This window comes from Helicobacter apodemus, assembly GCF_000765745.2.
Lineage (GTDB): Bacteria > Campylobacterota > Campylobacteria > Campylobacterales > Helicobacteraceae > Helicobacter_D > Helicobacter_D apodemus.
In genome coordinates, this window is record NZ_JRPC02000039.1 from 1 (window position 1) to 4,945 (window position 4,945).

At 30.3% G+C, this 4,945-nt stretch carries 6 protein-coding genes and 1 pseudogene; 1 reads left to right on the forward strand and 6 read right to left on the reverse strand.

Translation table 11 applies throughout. The features are described 5' to 3' along the window. Positions 1-197 precede the first annotated feature (197 nt). Positions 198-2,006, forward strand: a pseudogene (locus LS72_RS09865) (helicase-related protein); the annotation flags it as partial. Between the two features lie 72 nt (positions 2,007-2,078). Here the strand turns inward: LS72_RS09865 and LS72_RS09870 are convergent. From LS72_RS09870 to LS72_RS09890, 6 genes are all read right to left on the reverse strand, one after another. Next, positions 2,079-2,270 carry a hypothetical protein gene (locus LS72_RS09870; RefSeq protein WP_194145602.1) on the reverse strand — a complete coding sequence of 64 codons (192 nt, stop codon included), beginning with the start codon at positions 2,268-2,270 and terminating at the stop codon, positions 2,079-2,081. Positions 2,271-2,309: 39 nt separating this feature from the next. Then, entirely contained in the window at positions 2,310-2,993 is a 684-nt protein-coding gene (locus LS72_RS11610) for a hypothetical protein (protein WP_034555111.1), read from the reverse strand. Next, positions 2,990-3,262 (reverse strand): EexN family lipoprotein, encoded by a 273-nt coding sequence (locus LS72_RS09880; protein ID WP_034555110.1) that lies wholly within the window; start codon positions 3,260-3,262, stop codon positions 2,990-2,992. The genes LS72_RS11610 and LS72_RS09880 overlap by 4 nt, the downstream gene beginning before the upstream one ends. Beyond that, complete coding sequence (locus LS72_RS10960; protein WP_194145603.1) at positions 3,259-3,417, reverse strand: hypothetical protein; 159 nt, start codon at positions 3,415-3,417, stop codon at positions 3,259-3,261. The genes LS72_RS09880 and LS72_RS10960 overlap by 4 nt, the downstream gene beginning before the upstream one ends. Before the next feature lie 353 nt (positions 3,418-3,770). After that, positions 3,771-4,118, reverse strand: a complete 348-nt coding sequence (locus tag LS72_RS09885; RefSeq protein WP_138155311.1) for a hypothetical protein — start codon at positions 4,116-4,118, stop codon at positions 3,771-3,773. 115 nt (positions 4,119-4,233) lie between these two features. Then, entirely contained in the window at positions 4,234-4,668 is a 435-nt protein-coding gene (locus tag LS72_RS09890) for a hypothetical protein (RefSeq protein ID WP_138155312.1), read from the reverse strand. Positions 4,669-4,945 lie beyond the last annotated feature (277 nt).

Sequence of the window (4,945 nt, forward strand, 5' to 3'; positions counted from 1 at the left end):
ATCTTTTGTATTAGTAGGAATATTATAAGCAGGTAGCATCATTTCTATCATTTTTAAATATTTCTCATTTAAAAAAACTCTTTTAGCTTTAAATTGTAAATAAGAACAGCGAGCCAGAAATTTGGATAAATCCCATTAAAAGCGAGGTAAGGCAGAGATTTACTCTAGCACAAGAGTTAGGGCATTTAGCAAATGATGTTTTCAATGATAAGCCTATTAATATTGTTGCCCCTAGAAGTGAAGCAATAGCAGAATTTATAGGCATTCAAAATGAAAATGGGGCGTGGAATGAAGGCTCTATTGTATGGAGAATGGAACATCAACAAGAAGATATTACTAGAAATAACTTGCTTGCTTGCACCACAGACGCTAGAAAAGCTGGACTTGATTTTAGACTTATTAATCCACATTGCAATGATTATGCAGATTCTAAAATTAATAAGCTTATTGAAAATGTTTTTAATGAGTATAACGCTTGGAATGATGATAAAGGCACACAATTAATATTTTGTGATTTATCCACTCCAAAACAACATTCACAAAAAGTTTCTTTAGATAATAATAACACCACAATATCAAAGCTAAAAAAGGAAGAAGAATTTGTCAATATTAATGAAGCAATAGAACAAACAGAAGAAGAGAATAATAAAAGTCTTGATGAACTTTTAGCAGAACAAGCAAAATTTGATGTATATACCGATATTTTAAAAAAGCTTGTTGCTAAAGGTATTCCGCAAAATGAAATTCGTTTCATTCACGACGCAAAAACAGATTTACAAAAAGGACAGCTTTTTGCAGATATGAATTCAGGAAAAGCTAGAATTTTAATTGGATCAACACAAAAAATGGGTGCTGGAACAAATGTGCAAAAAAGAATTGTAGCTTTACACCATTTAGATTGCCCTTGGCGTCCGAGCGATTTAGAGCAAAGAAGCGGTAGAGTTATAAGGCAAGGCAATGAACTCTTTATGAGAGATCCACAAAATTTTAGAGTAAAAGAGTTTAGATATGCAACTGAAAGAACCTATGATGCTAGAATGTGGCAAGTCATTGAAAGCAAAGCAAGATCCATAGAACAATTTAGAAAAGCTGGTGCTGATGTAAGAACATTGGAAGATATTACAAGTGGTGCGGCGGATGCTGCAGAAATGAAAGCAGAAGCAACAGGTAATCCTCTTATTTTATTACAAGTGCAATTAAATAGTGATTTAAGACAAGAAGAAATGCTTTATAGTGGCTATAAAAGACAAATACACAATAATGAAGAAAGTCTTAAAAATAATATCTCTAGAATCAATTACTTGCAAAAGAATATAGAAATATATACTACCTTAAAAAGCATTGTAAATTCAAATACCAATGAGCATTTTCAAGGAAAATACTACCAAACTCAAAGCGACAATGAAGCTATTGCTAAAGATTTTATTATTTTTAAAGATGATAATAGCGATAGCAATAAATCAAAACAAAAAGAAATAGAATCAATTTTTGATAGAAATATTGAAACTCTTTCTAAAGACTACCAAAAAGAATATAAAATCTTTGAATATAAAGGCTTACTCATTAGCGGAGAAAAAACATCACTAAACACACTTAGTTTCTATATTTCAACTTTGGATGGAAAGATTTTTGTAGAACCTGAAAATTTAGTATATATACAAGATAATCAACTTTTATCCTTAGCAAATGAAGTGAATTTTAGAGGCTTTATGACAAAAGTCAATAACTTTTATAACAACTTGGATAAATTTATATCTCAACAAAATGCACAAATCCAAAAATTAGAGCTGGAAATTACAGAGCTAAAAAGCATTACAGGAGATAACACTCCAAAATACAAAAGAAAAGATTATTTAGAAGCCCTAAGAGAAGATAATCGCATTGTTATGGAAGAAATAGAAAAAATGAGTAAGCAAAAAGGTTATAAAAGCTCTTTTGTACCAAAATCTGCAAAGATTTTAGAAGATTTAAATAAACATAATAAAATTGAAGTCTTGTCAAGATAGAGTATAATCAAAAAATGCCCTAAAATTAGCTTGCTGATCTTAGGGCAGTATTATTTATTTCTTTTTCTTTTTTTATCTTGTAAAAAATTCGCTTATATCTTGTGTTATATCTTTTCGGTAATGAAACCCCTCAAGATTAATTCGCCCTTCTTTATCAAAAGTATGAAAAAGTGGCTCCATAATCTCGATAGCATCCCATAAAACCCAAATATAAGGAAACACGCCATCGTGTATAATTCTATTGCACCAATTTTTAACTAGCATAATCTTATCAAAATCTACATTTGGAGGCAAATCAAAATATTACTTATGATTTTCTTTTAGCTTATTAAGAGCTTTGTGTAATTGTATTCTTCGCTCTTGTAAATCACCATATATCATCCACTTTATTTTTTTCTCTAGTGCTATACGGATTAAAGAAGCTTTTCCAATGAGAGAGATATAAAATCTTGGATACGGTGACAAGTTGCATCCATATGAGTAATCAAATAGTCTCTGTGGATGAATATAATCATCCAAACCCTGTATACTTCCAATTATATTATTGATTCCCACAACGACAGACTGCAAAGATTTGTCAAATGATTTTTCTTTACCTCTTATTGCATTATAAAATCTTGCTATATCATAAATAATAGTCTGCGTTATTATCTTTGGTTGTATACCGCTAGCAATTTCCCAAGATACAAAATATCTATTTTCATTTACCGATTTAATGGCTCTATAAATTGATAAATAATGACTTTTAACATATTCATCATTAAATTGCTCTGGTTGATTAAAAATTAAATCAATCTTATCATCTGTTATATTTTTTTGCTCATATAACTCGGCTATTTTCTTTAAAACTAATAAATTTTCTTCTTCATCTTGATATGTTATTTTTTCTGATATTCCCATTGTAACCTTATCACTTGTGCCTACTTGTCTTATCGCATCGATGATTTGTTGTATGCTTCTACCTAGCTTCTGGAATAAATCATTCATTGTTTATTTTGCCCCGCATTCTTAAAAAAATCCGCAGCACTTCCACGCTCTTTTTTAAAGGATTTAGAATACTCTGCGTGGTAAGCATTCGCACATTCTGTGTCAGTTTGTGCTGAATTAGCATTTTTACTGCATTCTTTGAGTTTTGCTTCTAATTCTTTAGCATTTTTTGGATCTTCATAGTATTGCACACTTTTTGGCTCTGAACAAGCAGAAATTACACCAGCAACAGCTACACCTAATAGACTTAATTTGATTATATTTTTCATAAAATACCCCTTTTGTAAAGAATATAAGCTTTTTCTCCTTGAGATGCCTTTCTATTATACCAATTATCAAAGCCTTGATAATCTTGCCTCAAAGAATCAAAAAAAGTATCTTGCAAATTAATTTCATTAAAAGATTTATATTCAATGTTTGCCATTCTTGCCCCACTTTAGCTATGTAGAATTATACAGTGATAATTTAATGCCAATATTTTAACTGCCTTTAGTCCTTTTATTGTGATTATAGCATAGATTAAAATCTGATTGAGTTTATCAACGGCTTATAAACTCTATTTTAAACAAGGTAAGCAACATTAACTTCAACAATCCTTGATAATTTAATCACTTTTAAAACCTATCCACATAAGCTTTAAAAAAGATTAAACACCCAAAGGGTGAAAGGTTCTAACACAATAGGTTTGTGTTACTTAGTATTTTTCAATATTTCTTTTCTAATTCTATCAAACTCTTCGTCATGCTTCTCCGAATTATTAGTATTTCTTTCATAAAATTACTCTAACTGCTTTTTTGGTTCTATATCTCTTATTATACTTGGTATCTCTTGTCTATTAACCATTGGTCCTATTATAACGACCGATATAACAAAAAATGTTATAAGTATAATAAATACTACCATTGAATATTTTGCATACTGAAATTTTTCTCTTTCAATCATTATTTTCTCTTTTTCTACACTATTTTCACCCCCTTGAGCCTGAAGTATTCTTAACTCTAACTCTTTCTCTTTAAGAGCAATTTCACGCTCTCTTAATTCAAGTTGTTTTCTAAGAATTTCATCATCTTGAGATTTACGCTTATCGGAAAACTCTTTAGGGGAGATTTTTCTTTCATTATTCATTTTTTACTCCTTTAATTTAAAGTTTGGATTATCCAAACTGCATACAAGGATACACTATCCCTGTTGGGATACTTGTATCCCAACTTAGGGCTGTATGTAAGTATTTTAGTGTTAGCTACTTAAGAAAAGTAGTGATAAAATCAAAGACTTTAGGTTGGAGGATAATTATTAAGACTCCTAAACCTATTGCATAGAATTTCATTTCTTGCCTAAGAGAACGATAATCTGATTTTACTCCTGCAATCTCAGTTCTTACCTCTGCAATTTCTTTTTCTACTTTTGCAATTTCTAGCTTCAACTCTTGCTTTGCTTCAGCAATCTCAGCTCTAACAAAGTCTTTAGTGGCTAATTCGTTTCCTATCTCCTCTAAAGCTTCAGCTTTTAGCCTATCAAGATTTATCTTTTGTGTAGTTGCTCTATCATTAACCACTTCTTCAAAAGCCTTTTTTAACTTAGTGGCTGCTTCTTTATCACTAAAGATACTATCGAGTAAAGCTTTAAAACTTTCATTTAAGACATATTGATGAGTATTCATTATATATCCTTTCATTTTATCTCCTTATTCTATCATTTTTAAGGTTGTTACACCTTAAATATTAACAAGGATAGAAGTATCCCAAAGTGGGATAGCTTGTATCCCAACTTAGGGCTTAAAAGAAAAACTACAGGCTAAGTAGTTATAGTTTTAGAGGAATTTTATGATGGTTGCAATAATACCCCCCAACATAAAAATTCATCTAATTTGACTTCTACTTCAACTGTCATCTTTTCTCCTTAATTTTACATTTTTCACAAATAACTAAATAATCATCTCCTATTAACCCACT

Bases quoted from the DNA above. Each gene is read 5' to 3' on its own strand.
- LS72_RS09870 (WP_194145602.1), bottom strand. From the start codon at position 2,270: ATGCTAGTTAAAAATTGGTGCAATAGAATTATACACGATGGCGTGTTT.
- LS72_RS09885 (WP_138155311.1), bottom strand. From the start codon at position 4,118: ATGAATAATGAAAGAAAAATCTCCCCTAAAGAGTTTTCCGATAAGCGT.
- LS72_RS09880 (WP_034555110.1), bottom strand. From the start codon at position 3,262: ATGAAAAATATAATCAAATTAAGTCTATTAGGTGTAGCTGTTGCTGGT.
- LS72_RS10960 (WP_194145603.1), bottom strand. From the start codon at position 3,417: ATGGCAAACATTGAATATAAATCTTTTAATGAAATTAATTTGCAAGAT.
- LS72_RS11610 (WP_034555111.1), bottom strand. From the start codon at position 2,993: ATGAATGATTTATTCCAGAAGCTAGGTAGAAGCATACAACAAATCATC.
- LS72_RS09890 (WP_138155312.1), bottom strand. From the start codon at position 4,668: ATGAAAGGATATATAATGAATACTCATCAATATGTCTTAAATGAAAGT.